The sequence below is a fragment of the Nostoc sp. genome, from assembly GCF_036919575.1.
Taxonomy (GTDB): Bacteria; Cyanobacteriota; Cyanobacteriia; order Cyanobacteriales; family Nostocaceae; genus Nostoc.
The window spans coordinates 1-19,464 of sequence record NZ_JBALBY010000061.1 but is presented as its reverse complement, the minus strand read 5'-3'; the positions used below and the strand labels follow the sequence as shown (position 1 = coordinate 19,464).

Sequence of the window (19,464 nt, the reverse complement as noted above, 5' to 3'; positions counted from 1 at the left end):
ACTCGGAACTTCGACCTCTGAACTCGGAACTTCGACCTCTGAACTCGGAACTTCGACCTCTGAACTCGGAACTTCGACCTCTGAACTCGGAACTTGAGCTTCTGAACTCGAAATGTCAAGTTCTATACTCAAACTCCGAGCTTCTAAGCTCTAACTTTCAACCTTTTAGGCACAATTGCCGATAGATTTTCTCCACTATTGATGCTTAGGGCTGCACTTTCCTTTCTTTACAAACGAAATTGCGCCTTCATCAACTTTTAGTTTCTACCTTTGAAAGAGTTTAGCCATTCTTGAACTTGCTCTCGTGCAATATCTCGCCCCCCAAGACCAAAAGCTAGGGCAATAGCAACTGCGATCGCACCTAATAAAAGTCCAAAGGCTAAATTTACAATATCACTGGCAACTCCAATCTGTTGCAGTGCCATTGCAGAGACTAAGGCAATGATCGCAATCCGCGCCACCTGACCCAATATCTGTGCCTGACGTTCGCCGGAACTGGTAATGATGTTAAAAGCCAGATTTGCGAGGAATAAGCCAATGGCAAAGATCACCAATCCCGCCAAAATCCGCCCGAATATGATTACAATACCAGACACTAATGCTGTCAGGGCTGGAATATTCAGGATATTCACCGCCGCCACCGTTGCAAACAGCATGATACCCACTAAAGCAACAATGCCTGCAATTTCCGATGGCGTGCGGGTTGGAGTCGGTTCAACTGTTGGTTGTGTTGAAATTATGATTCGTCTGCTGGGTGTTGTCAGACCCAAAAGAGTGAAAATGTTATTAAAGCCTAAATTGGTGAGGATACTTGTAACCAAATCCGCGACAAACCGCCCCACGAAATAGGCCACAATCCAAATTGCCACGGCTGTAAAGATGGCAGGTAGAGCATTGAGAATCTGTTGCAGCATGGCGATCGCCGGCACTGATATCGCATCAATTCGCAAAGCATTCAGCGTTGCGATCGCCACAGGAATCAAAATCAAAACATAGACAATTGTGCCGAGAATACTCGATAGAGGTTGCACCCCCGCAGTCGTAGATAATCCCAACCGACTACCTAAATGGTCGATACCAGTTGTCGCCAGTAAATTCGTGACAATCCGCCGTACTACATTAGCGATGAACCAGCCAACTACAGCAATTAAGATCGCCGCTAAAATGTTCGGCAGAATTAGCAGAACTTCTGTAATTAGAGCTTGTACTGGTTGTAGAGCCTGCCTGAGTCCGAGAGTATCCAAAACTGGGGCAAGAAACAGTAAAAATATAAACCAATACAGAGCATTGCCAATTGTCTCACTCAGAGACAGCTGATTGAGGCTGGGTGCGCTGTCTTCTGGCTCTGGATTCAAACGCTCATCCAGGTTAAATGCCTGTAATGAGCGCACAGTGATAATCTTCACAATGATCGCCAAAAACCAGGCGGTTCCTAAAAGGATTCCCGCACCAACCAACTTTGGCAAAAAGCCAATAAGTTGATCGAGAGAATTATTCAGAGGTCGAGAGACGACCTCCAGATCCAATGTCTGTAAAACAGCTACCGCCGTCAACAAAATAATGATCCAAAAGACTAAGCCGGAGATTAATTTCTCCACTTGGGGAACATCTTGACGACCCGTTATCCCTGCGGCAATGCGGTTATCTATATTTGTGCGCTTGAGAATTGCTTGCGTCAGTGACGCTGCGATCGCTGCAATTAGCCAACCTACTAACAAAATTGCTACCGCCCCCAGCAGACGGGGTGTAAACAAAATCAACTGTTGAACAATACCTTGCACATCAGCAATTCCTTGATTTACTGCTGGTTGCGCCGATTGCAGGCTGGGCGATTGTGCCAAAAATGGCTGCCCCCTCGTAGACAAAGCAACTCCTATCACCTGGGTTATTCCTTGCCAAGTTGTGTTCATGGTTTTCGGGAATTAAGCTTAAGTATTCGCCGCAAACACTGAGTCAGTGTTTCGCCTATCAATTTAACAGTAAAAACATACATATATTGATATCAAGACTAATTTTTGAGTTTGTTACTCATATTTGACATTGGGCACTTGTACTGAGCGAAGTCGAAGTATTGTGCATTGAGCATTGTTCAATAATCAATACTTCTTCTTCTCTACTCCCTCATCCCCCTCATCCCCCTCATCCCCCACATCCCCCACATCCCCCACTCCCCACTCCCCACTCCCCCCTCCCCAGAATTTTGCGTTACTCTAATTGCAGCAACAGCATCAAAGATGTGGAATGTCCCAAGTTTTGTCACAATCGATTCAAATTAATGCTACAGCTACGGTAGTGGAGCGGTGTATTAGCGATTTAACCCTCATGCACCGTTGGCTCAACCCCGTCCTCCGTTGCGAACCTGTGGGCGAAGCTTGGAGTACCGATGTTGGCAGTCAAAGTCGTTTTATCATTCAAATTCCTCTACTGAAACCCACGTTGAATAGCGTAGTTGTGCAACGAGAACCGGGTTTGATAGTCTGGGAATTTCAGGGATTTTTTCAAGGGCGCGATCGCTGGGAATGTCAGCCAACAGAAAAGGGAACCCGCCTACTCAATCGCTTTGAGTACGATATCCCTAACCCCTTAGTGAATTGGGGTTTCAACACCTTTGCTGCATCTTGGACAAAAGAAGATATGCAAGCCCAACTGCGCCGCCTCAAACGAGTCGCAGAAGAACAAGATTAAATAATTCGTAATTCGTAATAGAGCCTCCGGCACGCTACGCGAACGTAATTCGTAATTAAGTTTTGTGACTCTTATTTCTTCCAGATGTATGACGAATCCCCACGGGTTTCTGGTAGGATAGTTAATATTTTGACCATCAATGCTATAAGCGAAAACCAAGCTAATAAGTATATGTCGCAAGAGAAAGATTTGGGTCTTGGGAACCAGGATTCCTGACAAGAGGAGGGAATGTAAGACCAAAAAAACTACGGAGTAATTGATGGCTATTCCCAATGAATTGGGAGAGCTACGTCCGTCTTACGGCGGGGTAGTTCACCAAAGCACTGCTGTGTCAATATAGTGCTGACACAGCATTTTTGATTCAAGCATTCTTACCTAATTTAGCAAGTAACTGGCGAATCACAGATGCATCCTCGGCGTCAGGAACTTTTGCTAAATAATTTTGTAAGTCGTCTACAGCTTGGGGGTAGTAACCGAGGTGATAATAAATCAAACCGCGATCGCGCAATTCTAAAGTTAAATTAGGAAACAGCAACAAAATTCGTTCAACCGCTCCTAGGGTTTTTTCTAAATCTTGTTGTTTGATATAAATAAATTTTAAATTTGTCAGCATCCGGGCCAAAAATTGCCGATGACTGACTACGGCTAAAAATTCTGCTTGTAGCGTCACAGGTTGCTGATAAAGTTGAGACAGCCGTTCTTCGCAATCTTGAGCAAATATTATTTCACCACCATTGAAAGCATCGACGAAAATCTCTATGTCTGGAACATCCGGGCGGATTAGGAAATGCCCTGGCATCCCCACACCCACCATCGGAAAATCAATCCGTCGGGCGACCTCCAGGTAAACCAGTGCTAAGGTAATGGGAATCCCCAATCGGCGGTCAATTACATCATTGAAAAAGCTATTGCGCGGGTCGTAATAGTCATTTTTGTTACCAGAAAACTTTAAATCATCGTAGAGATACTGATTAATACTTTGAACTATCCGCAAAGGATATCGTGAAGAAGGCAGGCGTTCTTGAAGTTCCCATGCCATTGTATCGAGAGCATTGAGGTATTCTTCTGGGTCTAGATTGGGATATTCTTCTTGTGCAATATACAAAGCTGCCTTTGCTAGGTCAATGTGTTCGTCAGACTGCTGAATCTCCTGGTAAAAATATTGTCGTGCTGACGAGAAATTCATAGGCTGTTGCTCGGTGGAAATGTGAGGATGAAGCGAGAGCGGCTTGGCTGAACTGAAAACAGTTTTTTGTACCTACTTAGTTGACAAAATATCTGTAAAAGCTTCTTTTGTACGTTCAGACAAGTTTGATGGCTGAAAATTGACTTGCCCGACTCTTCCTTGCAACGAGTTGTCTAAGGTATCAGTAGATGGGTAACTTGAGGTTTCATTAGTCAGGATTATTAATCTTACTCGTCGTCCAGTCAGTTCAGAAGCACGCAGGAGAATTTCCTCCCATGTTCCTTCAAAAGTTTGTTGTTCCATAATTACCCTTTACTCATCGTTATAATAATTCACTCATACCATGCCAGCAGCATCTTTTACGCTCAATGCTAACGCATCGGTTTAAAATGCTGAACCTGTTTGACGTTTTCACGACTTGATTTTAAGTGTTCTATCTTAATTTTCTTTGGTAATTCGAGAGCAGCGTAGGTCTAGCCCATCATAGACATCGCAGGCTGACAAAACTACATCATGACCAAGGCTAGCCTTCACAGTCAACTAAGCGCGATCGCTGCACAATTCCAGATTTTTGAATGTGTTCCCTGTGCGTAGGTGCAGCCCGCCGTAGGCATCGCCTTGCGCCAATTCCTCATTGATCAAAAGATTTCTGGCAAACAGGTTAGCCTCTTTACAGGTAGCACAGAAGACCCCTTCTGCAACATTTACCATGAACGCCTCCGACAAAACATTTCCATTAATGGGCGACATGAAGCGATCGCCGTTGAAATTGATGGACAAGAACTCATCTTTGACAATATAGATCCTGAAGGAATTTCCAGAGTAGACTGGATCAATAACCTATACTGCCCTGCCCAAGATTTAGGCGGCAATTTCCAAATCACCGAAACCAATTTTTAAGTTGGAGGGACACATGGTTGATTTGTATGACCTAATCCACAATATACAGAAACGTCCTGCCATGTATTTGGGACGAGCTTCTATATCCAACCTCCGCACTTTTCTAGCAGGTTACTGCTTTGCCCGTCGCCAGATAGGAATTCCTTAAACATCACAAGAACAGCAATTTTCAGAATTTCAAACTTGGATTCAGCAGAGATTTCCTGTAAGTTCTGATCATACCTGGGATCAGATTATTCTATTTTTTTACCAAGATGAGCACACTGCACTAGAGCAGTTTTTCAAATTATTTGACGAATTCACTCAAACAGAAGATTCCAAAGAACTTCAACCGAATACAACGAATAACTTGATAGTATAGGAATCATATTTGATTTCTGAAAAAATCTCGGTAGTCTTGTAGTAGCCTGTCATGGCTAAAATGATTGCAAAAAAATTGTAGGTTGGGTGGAGGCTTTGCGTAACCCAACATCCTGATAAGTAGTCAGGCAAAATTATTTACACATCTATTTAACCTAGAATGACGGTTTTACAGGCATTTCAGACGATGTTAGTATGAAATTAATTTTGCACAGGTACTTATATGTTGGGTTGCGCTCCGCTCCACCCAACCTACGTCTAATGCACTATTAAAGCCCTGACAGTCCACTACGTGCATTTCAGAAATCAAATACTAGTCCTATAGTTTCAGGAACTCAAGATTAAAAGAAACTTGAAATGGATGCTTTAGTCCAAGAACTCGACACAAAACTACGCCAATGGCAACCTGATATTGCTCAACAAGTGCGGCAATGCCTTGCAGAGATTATTGAACTGGCAGATCAGGATGCTCTAGATATTCTTCGTTCGAGAGTGGTTGAACAAGAAGTATTGGATTTGATTGATGAACCCGAAACCTGGTGAAGTGTGGCTGGTTGATTTAGGACTTGCAGCTAGAAAGCGTTAAACTGCTACATCCGCAAGAATTATAGAAAGGTATGTATAAGTTTACTTACTATTTAATTGATCTAGGAAAGTTCTGGTGGAAACCGAGGTTTTTTGCGAACATACTCACGAATTACATTGGTTGCTCGCCAAGCAATTCCACTACCAGGAGGAACGGGACAAACAAGAGTCCGTGCCGCCCCAAGGTTATTTCCCAATCCATCAAAGACTTCAAGCCATCCATGCTCCCCATCTGTTATTACCCGAACGGCTAGTGTATCTTCTCCTTGAATCGTGATTTTCAAACCAAAAACGCTTCCAATATCTGCTGCCTCAATCGTATTCTTATAGAAGTTATAGGCTTCCCAGAAACTATCTGGTGCTATTAGTGCTGAAGAGTCCTGCATATCGTAAAGCCATTTTTGAATACGTTCAAGATGAAAACTAAACCTTACCTGACGTACCCATTGATCATAGTCATCAACAGAAGCAAACTCTTCTTGATTGAGATTTTCTACTCTTGGAAGAGCTAGCCCATGAACATGAAAAGACCTGGGTTGGAATATCGGGAGTGATTCAATATTTAATAACTCACCCTGATCGTAAACTCTTGGGTAGCCTTGAGAGTAAAAATGCTTTACAGTTTCAGCGAAATTGCTCATATTAAACCTTTGGACTGGGATTGATTAGATATAGTTTGCCCCACAATCAACCTCAAAGTACTGCTTTACCACAAGATCACGAGCGTTACTAATGTGGTAACTTAACTTATGCTGTTTTTGACATATATTTATTAATCTGAGTATTTTACACTTTTGACTTAACTGCTGGCTGTGATGCTTGTAATGATTGGGGCAAACTCCAGTCGGGACGCAAACTAGCGGCGTTGCGTAAATAGATATGATGAATTGAGGCGGAGGCTGGTAGATAGGCATGGATTAAGAACCGAATGCAGCGCTGCAAGCTACCTTCGACGTGCATTTGCTGCACATCCAACATGGCCACATTATCCCAACCAGGACGCGCTCTAGCGATCGCAGCTGGAAAAATAGCATCTAAATCCCGTGTCACTGAGAAAGTCACACTAATCATGTCCCTCGGCTGGAATTGATTCCGGTTTTCCAGTTCATCTAGTAGTTCTGTCACTACCTCTTGCATTGCCTCAACGGTATTTTCTGAAACGGTTGTTGCTCCGCGAATCGCCCGCATTTGCCACTCCACGCCAAAATCCTCCTTAAAACAGAAAAGTCAGGAGCAAGGACTTAAGAACGAGAAGTTAAGATTTTTAACTCATAACTCCTCACTCATAACTCCTAACTCATATTAGGGTCGATATAACCACAACGGTAAACCACTAGTAGACATTTCAAATTCGAGCCAATCAATACCAGCCCCAATTCCTGATGAAAACTGACGACTCCCTGGTAGAACGCGACTCAATAAAGGTTTACGTTCTTCTAGGGTATAGCAGAGAGTTTTTTCCGGATCAAGACCGACCAGTTCTGCTGTCCAACGACGGGCATCTTCTTCTGTGCCCAGGCGGTCTACAACACCCAACTCTAGGGCTTGCTGTCCAGTAAAAATCCGACCATCGGCGAAAGTTTTCACCGTTTCGACTGCTAAAGAACGGCCATCAGCTACCGTTTGGACAAACTGCTGATAACTTGTGTCAATCAACTCTTGCAAAATGTTTGCTTCTGGTTGAGTCAGTTCCCGGTCGAAAGCCAAAATGTCTTTGTAAGGACCAGACTTAATTACCATGAAGGAAACACCGATTTTTTCTAGCAAGCGTTCCAAGTTATTCCCACGCAGAATCACACCGATACTACCCGTAATTGTACCTGGGTTAGCGACGATGTGTTCGGCTCCCATGCCGATGTAGACTCCTCCAGAAGCCGAAATATTGCCAAAGCTGGCGACGATTTTGATTTTTTCGCGCAAACGCTTCAGGGCGCTGTAGATTTCTTGAGAATCTCCGACTGTACCGCCAGGACTATCGATACGTAGCAATAATGCCGGGAACTTTTTTTCTTCTACAGTTTTTAGGGCTTCTAGGACGCGTTTGCGAGTAGCACCGGCGATCGCACCAGTAATTTCAATCCGCGCAATTTGTTTTTTAAACTTGGGCTTAAACGGCCAAACCATGAGTTGTCAACATACCTCGTAATAAATTCAATATAAGATGCCCAACGGTCAGACGCCCTGCTTTACTCTGTTAAGAAACATGAGCAGGCATTGTGCTGATCGCGATTTTAAGGAAATTTTTATATTTTGCAGTGAGTTTTATTTGATATTCTCAATGAATCCTAATCAAGTCCTTAAAGATTGCAGCTAACACAAAATGCCAAACTCTAGTTTAGCGTTCAACGTGATGATTTAGTACAGACTATTTTAGCTGTTTTGCGGAATTCAAAATTCCAAAACCCTTGAGATTCTATCTTTATGCACTTTTTGAGAATTAATTTGCTAGGGCTACACACCTGAACTAGTAGTCAGTCAGTAAGTAGGCGTAATTAAACATAAGATCAAACCTCACCCTCAATCCCCCTCCGTGAGTTCGGAGAGGGAAGCCGGAGGCAGGGTGAGGTTTTATATTTGATTTGACCCACTTACTTAATTAATAAATAATAAGTATTTAATCAATAATTTCGTTACTCAATTTAATGAATAAAAATTCATTCAGCAACACTAATCCCTGTCTAGGTTAAAACCAGTAGTACTTTCACTTTCGGAAATATCACTTTTTCCTCTCTTGTACAGCCCATGAGCATTTGAGGCAGCTATTTCTCTTACTTAGGAATCAATTCGTAAAATTTGATACCGATAATGAGCGTACATATCAAACAGTGCCCCGACGAAACCACAGGTCAAGCTAATCACAAATAATCCGCGTAGGGGAGTTCCACTGCCAAAGGTGACGAGAAAAAGGATAATCTGAGTAGCGATCGCTTCAGTTAACTCTTGTAAGGCAGGGATGTTACCGATGAGGGATAGAAGGAGCAATCCGCCGCCAACTAGGAACATGGGAGCGACAAAACTAAAAATGATCGTGAGTAGTAGGGAGCGGAGAAAGTTGGTGAAAATAGTCATTTGAAGACAAACTCCGTGAGTAGAGATGACAATAGCCCGATAGTGGTTTGTCATTTTCTACAATACGTGCGATCGCTCCTGAGCAGAGAATCTGTCAAAAATCTTAAGTTTTCATTAAAATAAACGACTAGCAGTTACAGCAGATGCTGGAGATATAAAAAATGACTTCAATCTACAAAACCCTTGCAAAATCTAGGTTAAAGCCAAGGCTAGCACCTATTTATTAGTTTGCAGCACCTTTAATAACAGCTTCATTTTCTGAGAGCATCTTTAATCTAAGTTAATGTTTAGCCTTTTTAGGGGAGTAGGGAGTGGGGAGTGGGGAGTAGGGGAGCAGAGGGGAAAGAGGTAATTTTTCATTTTTTCATTCTCCCCCATGCCCCATGCCCCATGCCCAAAACATAAAAGGATACAGAGCAAGTAAATTTATTTATGGAGATTGTAATGCAAGAATTTTGAATTTTGAATTTTGAATTCCCCGAAGGGGTTGACTTCCGCTATTCTTAAGGCAGTTACCGAGTTAGCTACAGAACATTGAACCAGACTACATCCGAATCCAGTTTAGGAAAATGGAGTCAGCGGCTGCTGGCAGCGATTTTTCTGGGTGGGCAAGTACTAGTTCACCTATTAAGGGGCAAAATCCATCGGCGCAACACCTTAGAACAAATGGCAGCAGTTGGTCCAGATTCCCTATTTATTGCCCTCTTGACGGCTATTTTCGTTGGGGCGGTGTTTACCATTCAGGTGGCGCGGGAATTTATCAACTTTGGCGCAGGAAATGTTATCGGCGGAGTTCTTTCTATAGCGTTGACACGAGAACTCGCTCCCGTGTTGACAGCAGTGGTTTTGGCTGGGCGAGTCGGTTCTGCCTTTGCAGCCGAAATCGGTACCATGCGGGTTTCAGAACAAATCGATGCCATGTTGATGTTAAGAACAGATCCAATCGATTACCTAGTTATCCCCCGCGTCCTTGCTTGCTGTTTAATGCTACCAATTTTAACCCTCTTGTCTTTGGTAACAGGGATGTTCGGGGGATTCATCATTGCGACAAATATCTACAACCTGTCTGATACGGTATTTATAGACTCAGCCCGTAACTTTCTTGGTATCTGGGATATTTTTAGCGCCATGATTAAGGCGTGTTGCTTTGGCATTTTAATCGCTGTAATTGGTTGCAGTTGGGGGTTAACGACAACAGGAGGAGCCAAAGGTGTAGGACAGTCAACCACAACTGCGGTTGTGACTGCCTTGATGATTATATTTGTTAGCAATTTCTTTCTTTCTTGGTTAATGTTTCAGGGGACTGGTAGTGCATTCCTAAGCCTATAAAACTGATAAGTTAGGAGTTAAGAGTTAGGAGTGAGGAGTTTTAACTCATAACTCTTAACTCCTAACTCCTGTATAGACGCGATTAATCGCGTCTCTAACTCCTAACTCCTAAAATAGGAGAGATGCCTACTAAATAAAGCAGGATTTAAGACTGTGACCAGTTCATTTGTTTCTAACTCCACATCAACTGTGGAACTCAAGCCTAGCTACAATATACCTATAGTGTTAGTGATTACCGCTATTCCACTACTGTTAGTACAACCGTGGGTAGGCTTGATTTTCACACTATTTGGTTTGTTTCTTATGTTTCAGGCGTTAACGCTGCGTTTGCAATTTACCGCCAGCAACTTAGATATTTACAGAGGGGAAAAATTGATTCGGCGCTTTCCCTACCAGGAATGGCAAAACTGGCGGATATTTTGGAATGTAGTCCCCATCCTGTTTTACTTTAAAGAAATTAAAAGTATTCACTTTTTGCCGATTTTATTTGACCCAAACACCTTGAAAACTTGCTTAGAACAACGTTGTCCGCGTCTTTAGTGCTGAGTGCTATCTGTGCTGAGTCGTTTTGCTTTAAACTCATAACTCAGCACTGATGACTCAGGACTTTTATCGCAGGTCAATTGTAATATTTGTGAAAGCTATTTATTCGCGTCATCGGAATTACACTATTGTTTATGAACTCAGAGGCATCTCAAACCCCAGAACCAATTGATGAGCGGTTGGCAGAAAAACAAGAACAGAATAATGCATTTGTTCATCCAGTAAATTCATCTGTTGAGTCAGTGGTAGAAGCAGGAGCCATTAGCTCGTCAGAAGACTACACAACTTTTGAGCCACTCATCTCCAATGCAGAAGTGGTAGATTCGACTGTAGAGCTAACAGAAAATTCAAATGGCGAGTTTGTAGCGCAGTTAGAAGCGGAAAATGTCGCACTGGGGTCAGAAATAGGAGCAGAAAATAATTCATTATATGCAGAAGCAGAGCAGCGAGTGGCAGAATTGCAGAGCGCCGAAGCAACTCTCAAGTCAGAAATAGCCAAGCTGCAAGCTTCTTACAAAAACCTTCAGGGACAAGTAAGTGAAACTCAAACATCACTAGGACGACTCGTGCAAGAGTCGCTGGTGCAGTTAGAACAACGCAAACAAACTCTGCAAATTTCTGTAGAACAACTAGAACGCCGTCAAGAACGTATTCGCAACGAGATGCGAACCACTTTTGCTGGTGCATCTCAAGACTTGGCAATTCGGGTGCAGGGTTTTAAAGACTATCTCACGGGTAGCTTACAGGATTTGGCCTCTACTGCTGAACAGTTGCAACTGACACCAAGTGTGGTGGAACGAGAAAAACTACCTGTAAAAGAAGCTAAACCAGTTGAACCCCAACCTGGAATACCGCAATTTGCCCAACAGCAGTTTCAAGATACTACAAAGCAAATTCGCCGCCTAATTGACCAATACCGCAATAAACCAGATTACTACGGCCCGGCGTGGCAACTGCGTCGCACTTTTGAACCAATCCACGCTGAACGAGTCTCGAACTGGTTTTTTACCCAAGGGGGACGGGGTGGTTTGCGGACAATGGGTAGCCGCTTACAGAATATTCTGATTGCCTCAGCCGCAATTTCGATATTACACAAGCTGTATGGCGATCGCGTCCGTACCCTAGTCTTAGCTAATACACCGGAGCGATTAGGTGAATGGCGGCGCGGCTTGCAAGACTGTCTGGGAATCGGTCGCCCAGATTTCGGGCCAGACCGAGGTGTGGTATTATTTGAGGCGTCTGATGCTGTCGCTCAGAAAGCAGACCGATTGACAAAAGCCAATCAACTGCCCTTAATTATCATTGATGATTCAGAAGAACAAATCAGTTTGTCACTGCTGCAATTTCCCCTGTGGTTAGCCTTTGCTCCTGACCCCAAAATAGTGAGAAACTATGATGATGACTTTTAATTAGTCATTGGTCATTGGTCATTGGTCATTAGTCATTAGTCATTGGTCATTGGTCAAGAGGTATGTGATTTGGAACTATTACTCTTGACTTTTTTGAATTTTGAATTTTGAATTGTATTATGGCTATTTGGTTAACTCTGTGTGGGGTAATTGTCGTCACAGCTTACCTATTGGGTTCTTTTCCCACTGGGTACATTGCTGTGAAGCAGCTAAAGGGTATTGATATTCGAGAAGTTGGTTCAGGTTCCACTGGCGCAACTAATGTACTAAGAACCTTAGGGAAAGGGGCAGGAGCCTTGGTTTTAGTACTTGATTCCTTGAAGGGAGTATTAGCGATCGCTCTAGTTTACTGGTTGTTCAATTTTGCCCAGATTCAAAATTATATCCCTCCAACGGTAGATGCACAACTGTGGCAACCGTGGGTAGTAACAATATCTGGGTTAGCTGCCATCCTGGGACATAGTAAATCAATTTTTTTGGGCTTTACCGGTGGTAAATCTGTTGCTATCAGCTTGGGGATTTTGTTGGCAATGAGTTGGCAGGTGGGTTTAGCAACAGCAGGTGTGTTTGCCGTCGTTGTGGCGATATCGCGGATTATCTCTTTGAGTTCAATTGCAGGTGCGATCGCAGTTACCATTTTGATGGTAATTTTGCATCAACCCTTACCCTATATTCTGTTTGGGATTGCCGGTGGATTATATGTGATTTTCCGCCATCGCACTAATATTCAACGGCTGCTTGCGGGAACGGAGCCAAAAATTGGGCAAAATGTAGCGGCAGAACCAGAACAAACTGCTTAATTGACTTAATTACTCTTTTCAATCTAAAATCTAAAATCCAAAATTGTGTGACCAACCACAAATAGATATATTTTGCCCCTGTGCTTCAGTCGGGGCTAGGTTTAGGAACGAACGTTACCTTTAATTAAACGGTGGAAAAGGCGGCAAGGCCAGAAAAAAGCTCCACAGATACTTACTGAGGCGATCGCGGCCACAACTCGCCAACTTGAACTATTCCCAGTGGCAGACTCTGAAGGATCAGCTTGTGTACTTTTAGCTAGTTCTGGCACTGAATGAGATAGCTGACTGGCTGTACTCATCCCTTCAATCGCTGCTCCAATTAGATAAGCTATCAGGGCAATTACTAGCCAGTGATTCATAATATTCAACTGTTTGAACTCTGACAGGTTGTTTGAAAAGTCTAATTTATTACTCACCGGGCGAATACAATGAGACTGTTGGGAATTGATCGGGGGTCTAACCCATCAGCCCCAATCCATCTTAATTCCTTTAATTTCAGTGCGTTTCAACGTACTTTAGCTATTAGCCCGCAATTTATTGCAGGGCCCGAAAGCAACGCTCTCACTGAGGTTTTAGGGATGGGGGGTTTAACAAGAGAGTAAATTTACCAATAGTCTCATTCTATTCGCCCAATACTTTTCAAACATCCTCTGAGCGTATACTTGGCAATGAGCAATCATTTGATTTCTCGTGCTAATGATTGCCGCCTTGCCCGAAGGATAATCGACCTTCAGCTGTATCCCGAATCAGGGGCAGTTTAGATTTTATATAAGTATTGAGGGTGCTATCTGCCTGAGCATCAATTCCCTGCTTAACTTTTAACTGCTGGAGGAGTAATTGTACTAAAGCAGCATCCTCAAACTGGAGCAGGGTGTTGACCTGAGTAGACTCGATTACAGCCCAGAGCTGTTGCATGATTTTGGCACTGACCATGAGTCTGTAACCTCTTAAGCTTTTCTTTATATTTATATTTGCATGAATTTCAAATTTGTGGTTAGTTTTTATCTGAAGATTTATAAAGATGTCGGGTAACAGTGAAGGTGTAGCACTGCGCTTTTTGTGGAGGGGAAACTTCAGTGGTCGTCATTAGGTACTTTTGCTAGAAGTTTATTGTGAAACTCTCACGCAAGATCCTTCCTGACCAGAATCGGGAAAAATTGCTAAAGTATGATATTCAGGGTTATCTGTTCCATATAGCACTCGAAAAGTATACAACTTGTTTCTACCTTGTCCTTCGGTAACAACTGTTAAAAGTGTATTGCTAGTAGGAGGAAGTCCAGGAATGTCCAGTTTTTTAATTCGTCTGAGTTGAATTACATTCGCTGCGGAGTTTTTACAATCTCCTGAACTACTATTAGCTTCTTGACCAAATTGCATGCATACTGGCCCATCAAAATCTATAGTTACCTGTGATGGATCGTTTAACCAAACTTTTTTAATTACTTCTCCAGCCGGAATAAAGCTTAAGTTTGTTCCTTCTTGATACCAAACCGTGATCGTAGGTATTAGTCCCCCTAAACCCTGTGCTTGGCAGGAAAATATGGAACGCAGAACGGCGTTATTAGCTACAGCACGGCCTACTAACAAGAACATAGCAACCGAAAAAATTAAGGAAGCTATAGGTAGGAAATAAGAATTATGTGGGGTATTTCCTGACAAGTTAGGATTATTTTTCATGGTTGCAAATGGGGAGATTGGTAGATAGAACAAGGGGAGATAGAAAGATGGAAAGAAAACTAATTACCAATTACCATTACCCAATCCAAAATCTAAAATTGGTATAAATCCTACCTTCTAAAACTGAGTTGGTTGATTAACGTATACTTCAATATTTGTGCCTGCTGGCAAAAACCAAACATTAGTTTGTTGTGACATTTGAGCGATCGCCTGTTGATTACGTTGGGCAATTTGGGGTACTACAGAGTTCAAACCACCTTCCAGAACTCCAGCCGCAAGGTTGCGTCTGGGTTCAGTGACAGTAGTATAAGAAGTATAAGCTTGTGCTTGTGCTTGTGAAGTTTGTGGGTTGGTAGAGCCGTCAGTGTTAGTGGGAACTATAGGACTAGAAATTGCTTGGAGATGAGTATCAGGGAGATTTACTAACTCTGCTGCTTTACCAATACCTCCCAAAATGAATAGTCCTGCATCCATCGATGCTATGGATGAACCTTGATTGGGAAATTTATTGGCGATTAAAGGTTTACCTTGAGTACCGCGAAGAATAATTGCATTGTTGGATAAGCTGCGTTCTGTAAGGTTGCCATTATCATGGGAGATAACTTTAACTACGTTCATCTGCAAAAGACCTTGTTCGGAAAGGGAACGAATTTCAGCTAGAAATTCGGTGTTTGCAGGTAGAGCGATCGCACCATCCGTAGATTTTAGCGCTTCTTTCAATCGGATCACAAATACGTTTTTATCTTCGCCTTCTTCACCACCACCGTTTGATTTGGTAGTAGTTTCGCCAAATATCGCTGTTGCTAACACAGCTTGAGCACTACTCCCGACTGCTACGGTTTTCTGTCCCTGCGGTTGCGCTTGGCTCACCTCAGGAGGAGGAGTGGTTTGTTTAGGATTGGGGTTTGGTGTCTGTTCCTGCGCCTGCGAATTGTTTGGAAGTTCAGGAGCAGCTGCGATCGGTTGATTGCTAGTATTTACTTGACCATAGCTACCTAGCTTTGCTAATCTTCTCCACTCTTCAAGTGGGCTTGGTGGAGCTGGGGGAGTTATATTGGCTACTGGTTGAGTGTTTACTACCTGGGGTGATGGCAAAGGTAGGGGAGCAACGCGCTCAACTGGTACTGTCTGAGGTACGTAAACTGTTGGTGCGGGTGCGGGTGTTGGGATCACTTTCTCTCGATCTCTGGAAGAAACTGAGGGTTTTTGTAAGGCTACTGTCGGCGTTGATTTGGCAATTCTGAGCTGTTGTTGGGCAGCTTTTACCATCTGTGCTTGTTCAGTCAGGGCTAATTTCGTTTTCAGAGTATCTACTTCAGCTCCTAGTTGTTGAGAGTTAGAAGGGGAAATAGGCTGCGATCGCGCTTCTGGAGAAACAATATTTTTTGGCTTTTGATTGCTGGTACTCATCAACTTGGACAAAAACACACCACCTACCAAAACTATCGCTAAGGTAGCGGCTCCTACCAAGGCTAACTTTGCAAACGGATTAGATGAGAAGGGTTCCTTAGTCTGAACTTCTTGTGGTTGAGAAAGAAACTCTTGCGCCGTTACAGAGCCTTCTGATCCTTGGATATCGGTAGAAGATTCTTGTTCAAAGCCGACTAACCTTGACATCTGTGATTCCCAATTTAAAGATTCTACTTCTGGTTGGTGATCGTCCGTGGTTAGAGTAAATCCATTTTGGGGAGGAGTTTCCGTCGGAATTGGGTATCTAGTCATGGTAGAGCTTGGTTTGGATTTACAGAACAATTTTGATCTTGGATTTCACATATATTATAAATTTCTAGTCTGGCTTCACCAAGGCGGTAAGCTGCGAAGTGCAATGGTAGTGCTGCATTTGGTAGTGAAGTTGCTGGTTGATCTATTGCTCTAACTAAAATTTGTTTATTAAAGGGAACTGATTTTCCCAACTTATCATAACTGCTAAAAACTAATTGATTGGCAACTATATCCACTTTCCACTTTCCATTGTCTATTTCTGTAGGTTGAGAAATTTTTTGGATTACTAATACATTTTCCGCTCCTCTATTAACATTTTCAAATTGGCTATCTGGACTTAAGTTAGTAAGTTGTGACTTAAGTTTTTGTTTAAAATCATCAGCTACCAGTTGAGAGGTAATTTCCCAGACTTGTGTTGGCGGCTGTTGTTGTGACCAGGTAAGCATTAAGCTCATAGTTTCACCCACAAAGCGGCGAATAGCCTCTGGCTGCCGCCCTAAATTTGGTTGGGGGTCTACGGTTATAGTCCGACCATCAACAAGTTGCACTAAACTTTGAGGTGTTAGTTGCCTACTTAACTGTTGTAACATAGACCCGTTAAATATTAGTAAAAGCAAGGTAAATAGATGTAAGCCGAATGTTCCTACTACCAAAAGTGGTAATGGGCTATTTTTCCGATTTTCTGGTTTGAGTAATTGCATTAATAATTAATTATATAAATTGAATTATCAGCCAGGAATTTAGAATCGATTATCTGATAAAGCTATCAGATGTTTGTCCAGAACCGCACTGCTTTAATTTATCTTCATTCAGGTTATTGTAGTCATCTAGCAAACATAAGTTACGAATTTCATAAATTTCTAATCTATCAGCCCGGACACTATAAATTGCTTTTTGCAGGTTTGTGCCATTGTCGCCTTGTGGATTCCCGAAATAATCTGCTGCACGTACAAGGAAATCTTTGTTAAAAGGAGTTATCAGTTTTGCACCACCAACTCGATTCTTTTGAATTAAGTCGGCTACCATACCCACTCGCCACTTACCTGGTGCAATTTGTTTTGGTGGATAAACCCGCTTAATAACTAATTGTGATGTCATAATTTGGTCGGGATTTTCAGAGAAAACTTCTGGCGGTGTCATTTCTGCAACTGTGCTTAAGAAACCTTTGCGAAAGTCTTCTGATAATGCAAAACTAGCTACCCAACTGGTGGTACTAATTTTTTGGCTACTCCCTTGAGGTGTTTGAATCAGAATTCCTAAATCTGATTTTGGGTTTGCAACTTCTTCGATAGTTTGTGGTGGTAAGGTTCCAGACCAGCTAAACATTGATATCATTGTTTTGCTGACAAATTGGCGAATTGCTTCTGGTTGTCTTGCTAAATCATCAATATTACCTACTGGTTTACCATCGATTAATTGCACAAAGTTGGGAGGTTTTCTCAGACTGAGTTGGCGAATATTTATCCCTTGGAATAAGAATAAAAGTAAAACTAATATATGTAAACTGAAGCTAGCGATCGCAAAAATTGTTAAGACACTTCCCGTTCTTTGTCTTTTTTCGAGTAAACGCACCATTTCCTGATCTCCTTCTGAAAAAAACCTCAGCTACTATATATGATGTTTTGCATATAGTCACTAGTTACGACACTTGCCAAAATTGAGTTTATTCATTTGGAATTTTCAATTTCCTATATCCTCTCCTTTACTAAAGAAGCCGTATTGCTGATCGCACTGAAGACTGCAAAACCGCCAGCAGCAGCCACAAGTAACGATAAAATTGGTGCTAAAATTCCCAGAAAAATTATGAACCACATTAAATCTGGATCAACATTAACATCTTGACCCGGCCCATTCACAATAACTGAGGCAGTCAGCACAGCAATAATATTGAATGAAATCTTGGCGATTCCAATAGATAAAAATCCGGTCAGCCATGCAAAAATAGGCTTACCAGCTACAGGCAGTAAAGACCCACCTACAGCCAGAGGCCCTAAAGCCGCTATCAGCAACATAGTCGCTTCTATCAAATTCTGGAAGGCATATTGTAAGGAAACTAAAAAGTTTTTGATACTTGTTTGGACTGTAGAACCTAATAAAGAATTAAATGAACTTTCTGATACAATGCCAGTGCCATATCTGATATTATCGACCTTAGTTTGTAGTCTAATTATCCAGCTTCTATTTCCATAAGTATCTCTATATTTCTGCCAGAGAGTGTTGATTTTTTCCGCAGCTTTGATAAAGCATTCACTTTGTTGTTGGCCAGTAAGCGACTGACAAGGACGCAAGAAAGAACCAGCTACTTCTTCGGCAACACTCATATTCAGTGCTTGTTGGTATATTTTATTTGCATCTGCCGTTACCAATACTTGTTGATTCACAGTGTTTAGAAAATTCCGCACTCCTAGTGTCAGATTAGAAAGGATACTTCCATTGCCGGAATTATTTAAGAGGATCACCACAATAAAAGGCCAAATCAAAGCTGATATGGGACGGGTATATTCGTAGGATATTAAGTCTTTGAGGAATTGTATCATAAAAAATAACAGGGTTCCTACCGCAAAAAAAATACCCAGATTGGTCAGCGCTCCATACAAATTATTACTGGTATTATTTTGTAATAAATCTAGCCATTGTTTGTCCCAACCTGCGGCAATACTTCGGGAAGTTGCGGCCCCATTATCGACAATCTGATCAATGCCTACTTGGGCAAAAATTAGTTGAATAGCAAGTTGCATTTTGAGTTTATGGGCTGTTTTTTTAGATTTCGTAGTCTGCGTTACATTCCTAACGCACCATCCTGGATGCTTTCGGTGGGTTAGCGACAGCGTAACGCACCTTACCAAACTGTTTTTTAGACTTCTTGTTGGTTTGTCAGAAGTTTAGAGGATGTTTTAAAAGTCCTCTTGTCGGTAGCAAAACATTCTATTGGGGGACTTTGATTCCGGTTCCCCCCTTGGAAAGGCTACGGTGTACATACAAGTCTGAAATAGCTGATTAACCAAGGTTTTACCCCACCCTAACCCTCCTCTTATAAAGGGGAGGGAACTAGATTTCTTGTTTCCCCTTTCAAGCTACAAGGAACTGTGCGAAATTTTCTCTACCTTATAAAGGGGAGGGAACTAGATTTCTTGTTTCCCCTTTCAAGCTACAAGGAACTGTGCGAAATTTTCTCTACCTTATAAAGGGGAGGGAACTA

Annotated in this window: 23 protein-coding genes; 9 read left to right on the top strand and 14 right to left on the bottom strand. The window is 42.3% G+C overall.

Annotated features, from left to right (window positions below; genetic code table 11):
- Positions 1-257: 257 nt before the first annotated feature.
- The gene (locus tag V7K27_RS16555) at positions 258-1,910 is read right to left on the bottom strand and encodes a mechanosensitive ion channel (RefSeq protein ID WP_334949024.1); all 1,653 of its coding nucleotides are present in this window, start codon (positions 1,908-1,910) and stop codon (positions 258-260) included.
- 175 nt (positions 1,911-2,085) lie between these two features.
- Here V7K27_RS16555 and V7K27_RS16550 point away from each other — a divergent pair, with 175 nt between their 5' ends.
- The gene (locus tag V7K27_RS16550) at positions 2,086-2,214 is read left to right on the top strand and encodes a hypothetical protein (protein WP_334949022.1); all 129 of its coding nucleotides are present in this window, start codon (positions 2,086-2,088) and stop codon (positions 2,212-2,214) included.
- A gap of 27 nt (positions 2,215-2,241) precedes the next feature.
- Entirely contained in the window at positions 2,242-2,685 is a 444-nt protein-coding gene (locus V7K27_RS16545) for an SRPBCC family protein (RefSeq protein ID WP_334949020.1), read from the top strand.
- A gap of 361 nt (positions 2,686-3,046) precedes the next feature.
- Here the strand turns inward: V7K27_RS16545 and V7K27_RS16540 are convergent, their stop codons facing one another.
- Positions 3,047-3,871 (bottom strand): SirB1 family protein, encoded by an 825-nt coding sequence (locus tag V7K27_RS16540; RefSeq protein WP_334949019.1) that lies wholly within the window; start codon positions 3,869-3,871, stop codon positions 3,047-3,049.
- Between the two features lie 72 nt (positions 3,872-3,943).
- Entirely contained in the window at positions 3,944-4,174 is a 231-nt protein-coding gene (locus tag V7K27_RS16535; RefSeq protein ID WP_334949017.1) for a hypothetical protein, read from the bottom strand.
- A gap of 291 nt (positions 4,175-4,465) precedes the next feature.
- Between V7K27_RS16535 and V7K27_RS16530 the strand changes: the two genes are divergently transcribed.
- The 3 genes from V7K27_RS16530 to V7K27_RS16520 all read left to right on the top strand — a co-directional run bounded on the left by V7K27_RS16530 (position 4,466) and on the right by V7K27_RS16520 (position 5,674).
- On the top strand, positions 4,466-4,771 hold the full coding sequence (locus V7K27_RS16530) for a papain fold toxin domain-containing protein (RefSeq protein WP_334949015.1): 306 nt from the start codon (positions 4,466-4,468) through the stop codon (positions 4,769-4,771).
- A gap of 13 nt (positions 4,772-4,784) precedes the next feature.
- Positions 4,785-4,919 carry a hypothetical protein gene (locus V7K27_RS16525; RefSeq protein ID WP_334949013.1) on the top strand — a complete coding sequence of 45 codons (135 nt, stop codon included), beginning with the start codon at positions 4,785-4,787 and terminating at the stop codon, positions 4,917-4,919.
- Between the two features lie 569 nt (positions 4,920-5,488).
- The gene (locus tag V7K27_RS16520; RefSeq protein WP_229460353.1) at positions 5,489-5,674 is read left to right on the top strand and encodes a hypothetical protein; all 186 of its coding nucleotides are present in this window, start codon (positions 5,489-5,491) and stop codon (positions 5,672-5,674) included.
- Positions 5,675-5,778: 104 nt separating this feature from the next.
- Here V7K27_RS16520 and V7K27_RS16515 read toward each other — a convergent pair whose 3' ends face one another.
- The 4 genes from V7K27_RS16515 to V7K27_RS16500 all read right to left on the bottom strand — a co-directional run bounded on the left by V7K27_RS16515 (position 5,779) and on the right by V7K27_RS16500 (position 8,785).
- Complete coding sequence (locus V7K27_RS16515) at positions 5,779-6,357, bottom strand: hypothetical protein (RefSeq protein ID WP_334949011.1); 579 nt, start codon at positions 6,355-6,357, stop codon at positions 5,779-5,781.
- Between the two features lie 145 nt (positions 6,358-6,502).
- A complete protein-coding gene (gene aroH / locus V7K27_RS16510; protein WP_334825997.1) occupies positions 6,503-6,916 on the bottom strand; it encodes a chorismate mutase in 414 nt (137 codons plus the stop codon).
- A 102-nt stretch (positions 6,917-7,018) separates the two neighbouring features.
- Positions 7,019-7,840 (bottom strand): signal peptide peptidase SppA, encoded by an 822-nt coding sequence (sppA, locus tag V7K27_RS16505; RefSeq protein ID WP_334939491.1) that lies wholly within the window; start codon positions 7,838-7,840, stop codon positions 7,019-7,021.
- 648 nt (positions 7,841-8,488) lie between these two features.
- On the bottom strand, positions 8,489-8,785 hold the full coding sequence (locus tag V7K27_RS16500) for a hypothetical protein (protein WP_334949026.1): 297 nt from the start codon (positions 8,783-8,785) through the stop codon (positions 8,489-8,491).
- Positions 8,786-9,319: 534 nt separating this feature from the next.
- Between V7K27_RS16500 and V7K27_RS16495 the strand changes: the two genes are divergently transcribed.
- From V7K27_RS16495 to plsY, 4 genes are all read left to right on the top strand, one after another.
- Positions 9,320-10,114 carry an MlaE family lipid ABC transporter permease subunit gene (locus tag V7K27_RS16495; RefSeq protein ID WP_334949009.1) on the top strand — a complete coding sequence of 265 codons (795 nt, stop codon included), beginning with the start codon at positions 9,320-9,322 and terminating at the stop codon, positions 10,112-10,114.
- Between the two features lie 153 nt (positions 10,115-10,267).
- Complete coding sequence (locus V7K27_RS16490) at positions 10,268-10,654, top strand: DUF3119 family protein (RefSeq protein ID WP_334949007.1); 387 nt, start codon at positions 10,268-10,270, stop codon at positions 10,652-10,654.
- A gap of 137 nt (positions 10,655-10,791) precedes the next feature.
- Positions 10,792-12,066 carry a DUF3086 domain-containing protein gene (locus tag V7K27_RS16485; RefSeq protein WP_334949005.1) on the top strand — a complete coding sequence of 425 codons (1,275 nt, stop codon included), beginning with the start codon at positions 10,792-10,794 and terminating at the stop codon, positions 12,064-12,066.
- Between the two features lie 119 nt (positions 12,067-12,185).
- Positions 12,186-12,866 carry a glycerol-3-phosphate 1-O-acyltransferase PlsY gene (gene plsY / locus V7K27_RS16480; RefSeq protein WP_334949003.1) on the top strand — a complete coding sequence of 227 codons (681 nt, stop codon included), beginning with the start codon at positions 12,186-12,188 and terminating at the stop codon, positions 12,864-12,866.
- 101 nt (positions 12,867-12,967) lie between these two features.
- Here the strand turns inward: plsY and V7K27_RS16475 are convergent, their stop codons facing one another.
- The 7 genes from V7K27_RS16475 to V7K27_RS16445 all read right to left on the bottom strand — a co-directional run bounded on the left by V7K27_RS16475 (position 12,968) and on the right by V7K27_RS16445 (position 19,003).
- On the bottom strand, positions 12,968-13,225 hold the full coding sequence (locus V7K27_RS16475; protein ID WP_334949001.1) for a hypothetical protein: 258 nt from the start codon (positions 13,223-13,225) through the stop codon (positions 12,968-12,970).
- 334 nt (positions 13,226-13,559) lie between these two features.
- Positions 13,560-13,799: a hypothetical protein gene (locus V7K27_RS16470; RefSeq protein WP_334948999.1), complete on the bottom strand. Its 240-nt coding sequence runs from the start codon at positions 13,797-13,799 to the stop codon at positions 13,560-13,562.
- A 174-nt stretch (positions 13,800-13,973) separates the two neighbouring features.
- Positions 13,974-14,543: a hypothetical protein gene (locus V7K27_RS16465; RefSeq protein ID WP_334948998.1), complete on the bottom strand. Its 570-nt coding sequence runs from the start codon at positions 14,541-14,543 to the stop codon at positions 13,974-13,976.
- Between the two features lie 117 nt (positions 14,544-14,660).
- Complete coding sequence (locus V7K27_RS16460) at positions 14,661-16,265, bottom strand: hypothetical protein (protein ID WP_334948996.1); 1,605 nt, start codon at positions 16,263-16,265, stop codon at positions 14,661-14,663.
- Positions 16,262-16,966 carry a hypothetical protein gene (locus V7K27_RS16455; protein ID WP_334948994.1) on the bottom strand — a complete coding sequence of 235 codons (705 nt, stop codon included), beginning with the start codon at positions 16,964-16,966 and terminating at the stop codon, positions 16,262-16,264. The genes V7K27_RS16460 and V7K27_RS16455 overlap by 4 nt, the downstream gene beginning before the upstream one ends.
- A gap of 49 nt (positions 16,967-17,015) precedes the next feature.
- Positions 17,016-17,840, bottom strand: a complete 825-nt coding sequence (locus V7K27_RS16450; RefSeq protein ID WP_334948992.1) for a hypothetical protein — start codon at positions 17,838-17,840, stop codon at positions 17,016-17,018.
- 113 nt (positions 17,841-17,953) lie between these two features.
- A complete protein-coding gene (locus V7K27_RS16445) occupies positions 17,954-19,003 on the bottom strand; it encodes a hypothetical protein (protein WP_334948990.1) in 1,050 nt (349 codons plus the stop codon).
- Positions 19,004-19,464: the final 461 nt, after the last annotated feature.

What these genes read in the sequence shown, in the direction of transcription:
- V7K27_RS16555 (WP_334949024.1), bottom strand. Translation starts at nt 1,910, where the DNA reads ATGAACACAACTTGGCAAGGAATAACCCAGGTGATAGGAGTTGCTTTG.
- V7K27_RS16545 (WP_334949020.1), top strand. Translation starts at nt 2,242, where the DNA reads ATGTCCCAAGTTTTGTCACAATCGATTCAAATTAATGCTACAGCTACG.
- V7K27_RS16540 (WP_334949019.1), bottom strand. Translation starts at nt 3,871, where the DNA reads ATGAATTTCTCGTCAGCACGACAATATTTTTACCAGGAGATTCAGCAG.
- V7K27_RS16535 (WP_334949017.1), bottom strand. Translation starts at nt 4,174, where the DNA reads ATGGAACAACAAACTTTTGAAGGAACATGGGAGGAAATTCTCCTGCGT.
- V7K27_RS16525 (WP_334949013.1), top strand. Translation starts at nt 4,785, where the DNA reads ATGGTTGATTTGTATGACCTAATCCACAATATACAGAAACGTCCTGCC.
- V7K27_RS16520 (WP_229460353.1), top strand. Translation starts at nt 5,489, where the DNA reads ATGGATGCTTTAGTCCAAGAACTCGACACAAAACTACGCCAATGGCAA.
- V7K27_RS16515 (WP_334949011.1), bottom strand. Translation starts at nt 6,357, where the DNA reads ATGAGCAATTTCGCTGAAACTGTAAAGCATTTTTACTCTCAAGGCTAC.
- sppA (WP_334939491.1), bottom strand. Translation starts at nt 7,840, where the DNA reads ATGGTTTGGCCGTTTAAGCCCAAGTTTAAAAAACAAATTGCGCGGATT.
- V7K27_RS16500 (WP_334949026.1), bottom strand. Translation starts at nt 8,785, where the DNA reads ATGACTATTTTCACCAACTTTCTCCGCTCCCTACTACTCACGATCATT.
- V7K27_RS16485 (WP_334949005.1), top strand. Translation starts at nt 10,792, where the DNA reads ATGAACTCAGAGGCATCTCAAACCCCAGAACCAATTGATGAGCGGTTG.
- plsY (WP_334949003.1), top strand. Translation starts at nt 12,186, where the DNA reads ATGGCTATTTGGTTAACTCTGTGTGGGGTAATTGTCGTCACAGCTTAC.
- V7K27_RS16475 (WP_334949001.1), bottom strand. Translation starts at nt 13,225, where the DNA reads ATGAATCACTGGCTAGTAATTGCCCTGATAGCTTATCTAATTGGAGCA.
- V7K27_RS16470 (WP_334948999.1), bottom strand. Translation starts at nt 13,799, where the DNA reads ATGGTCAGTGCCAAAATCATGCAACAGCTCTGGGCTGTAATCGAGTCT.
- V7K27_RS16465 (WP_334948998.1), bottom strand. Translation starts at nt 14,543, where the DNA reads ATGAAAAATAATCCTAACTTGTCAGGAAATACCCCACATAATTCTTAT.
- V7K27_RS16460 (WP_334948996.1), bottom strand. Translation starts at nt 16,265, where the DNA reads ATGACTAGATACCCAATTCCGACGGAAACTCCTCCCCAAAATGGATTT.
- V7K27_RS16455 (WP_334948994.1), bottom strand. Translation starts at nt 16,966, where the DNA reads ATGCAATTACTCAAACCAGAAAATCGGAAAAATAGCCCATTACCACTT.
- V7K27_RS16450 (WP_334948992.1), bottom strand. Translation starts at nt 17,840, where the DNA reads ATGGTGCGTTTACTCGAAAAAAGACAAAGAACGGGAAGTGTCTTAACA.
- V7K27_RS16445 (WP_334948990.1), bottom strand. Translation starts at nt 19,003, where the DNA reads ATGCAACTTGCTATTCAACTAATTTTTGCCCAAGTAGGCATTGATCAG.